Origin of the sequence: Paraclostridium sp., assembly GCF_051657365.1 — a bacterium.
Lineage (GTDB): Bacteria > Bacillota > Clostridia > Peptostreptococcales > Peptostreptococcaceae > Paraclostridium.
The window spans coordinates 1-2,465 of record NZ_JBOFKN010000019.1 but is presented as its reverse complement, the minus strand read 5'-3'; the positions used below and the strand labels follow the sequence as shown (position 1 = coordinate 2,465).

Here is a 2,465-nt window from a genome sequence, read left to right as displayed (position 1 = left end):
TCCCACACAACAGATTGACACTGAAACTTGAAATGCTAGGTATATCTGATCCACTTTTAACGTGGCTTAAATCTTTTCTTTCTAATCGGTTGCAATCTGTAGATATTAACTCATGCATTTCATCCTCTCTTCCAATTACTAGCGGAGTAATTCAAGGAAGTGTATTAGGACCTCTTTTGTTTTTAATATACATTAATGATTTTAGCTCCATCCTTCAAACTGGCACCCCATTTCTCTTTGCTGATGACTGTAAACTAGTATTTTTCTTTCCTGCTCATCAAAAAGCAATGTATATCAAACTAATTCAGCAAGACCTCCAGGCTATAAGTGAATGGAGTAAAATATGGCTCTTTCCTTTTTCAGTGAATAAATGTAGTGTCTTGCCCATTCACTGTCCTATACCAGCCGGCACCTTCAAGTTATTAGAGTCAGATATTCCCATCACCTCCTGCGTCCGCGACTTAGGCGTTTTATATTCAAACTCTCTTAACTTTTCAGAATTTGTCCATAAACAAGCAACCAGAGCCAAACAAATGTTAGCAAGAATTAATATGAATATACATGACAAGCAAGCAAAGCTAATACTTTACAAAACCTGCGTCCGGCCAGGACTTGAGTACGCTTCATTTTTACACTCTAACCTAAAAGTAGTTGATAAACATAAATTAGAATCGCTTCAACGCTCATTCACAAAGCGTCTTATTTGCGACAACGAAAGCCTCTCCTATCGTGAACGATGCGTTCTACTAAATCTTGATCCTTTGTGGCTTCGTCGACTAAAGATAAATCTGTCTTTATTCTACAATCTTCTGCACACCGTGGATCATTCTAATCTTTCAATTTCTCTGCGTATGAAAACACATTATAGTCTACGTAAAAATATTTCATCTCTTAGACCAATTTTATCTAAAACTAAACTCCGTTCAAATTTCTTTCTTGTGAAATATGTCAAAATTTGGAACCTTTTACCTCCTCATATTCAAGCTATAGATTCCAACCAGAAATTCCGAAATGCAATAAATCGATTGTTAACCCCAGATTTTACGCACCGCATTGCTGGTCCGTATATGGATCTTGATCACTTATATGAGACTGGCCTCCCTAACATATAATTACCTCAGTTTATCTTCATAAAAATATATCATAAAGCACGCCTCAATCAATACCGTCAATATATATTAAGTATGCTCATGTTTAATTCGTTAAACTGATTTTATTTTCTTAATCAAATAACTATCCATTACTTTCATCCCTCCCATCCTCACGAGTACAACTCCTGCACTGTCAACTTGGCCTACTCAGAAATGAATCAAATGAACAATGCCGTTGGGATCAACAAATTCATGTTCCTGTTTGGTCAAAATTGGCTCAAAAATGAGCAAGCTCGTTGTTACATTATACCTTTTACCTGACTCTACTGACTTTACTATCTTTATTTTCAATTCCTTTTGCTGTACTTGTAAGACACATATTTTTCCCGCTACCCATCCGTTTGAAGTCGAAAGACACTAGCAAATTGCATTGGACCCTCGATGCTTTCACCATCTGCAGCAGTTCCAACAACCTTTGTGAGACATCCAGGCAACTCATTCAACTAATTGGATAAACTCTAGTCTTCACAACCTACCACAATCGTTGCCACAGCGAGTACTGAACAAAGCCACCAACAATTTTTGAGCAAAAGCAACAACACTTGTTTCATCTGAAAACAACCTGGCAGCATTCAACATCCCATTGACGCAAAATACAGCCTCATGTACCAGTTGCATGCAATACTTGAACGGTGGTATCACCCTAAACCCACAACAAAGAAAGTCAATGATTAATGCTGTGATGATTAAAAAGGCTAGTATCCATCCGTGGAGTGGATGAGCAGCAGGAGCAGCAGCTAGCAACTCTCCACCCGTAGTTCTGGGAATATGGAAATGATGCGGTTTCTAAACCTACTGCCATTACGCACTCCAACCGATGGATTCACACGCCGTAACAAGTGCTCTCACACAAGCCTTTGCTCATATTCTATATCTTATATGGTGGACGTTATGTACTCTGACTGTCGCGTGAACTATTTGTTCTCTGCTAACCGAACACCACTTACAATTACTTTTCTGTTTCTGATTATTTGGTGATTGATTATTTGGTGTTTCGATTCATTACTATATCTCTTCCTTATTATTCACGCAAACATTTTCTATTCATTAAAGATATCCATCCTTTATAATACTCGAAAAACATTTCCCTGTTGAAACTTTATAAACACAAAATATGTATTCTTATTAAAAGTCTATATTAACTGTATATTCTTATAATGTGTAACACTACCTGTTCTATTAATTGTAAAGTTTGATCATGTCCTATCAAGGCCATGCCTCACACTTGTGAGAATAAAGTATTATTATTATTATTATTATACCAAAGCCCTAACGCTACGACCGAGGAGGACGAAACGCTTGTAGATAAATTGG

At 37.1% G+C, this 2,465-nt stretch carries 1 protein-coding gene; it reads left to right on the top strand.

Annotated elements, in window-relative coordinates:
• Positions 1–14: 14 nt before the first annotated feature.
• Positions 15–1,112 carry a reverse transcriptase domain-containing protein gene (locus ACRCYC_RS00930; RefSeq protein WP_438617302.1) on the top strand — a complete coding sequence of 366 codons (1,098 nt, stop codon included), beginning with the start codon at positions 15–17 and terminating at the stop codon, positions 1,110–1,112.
• The last annotated feature ends 1,353 nt before the right edge of the window (positions 1,113–2,465 follow it).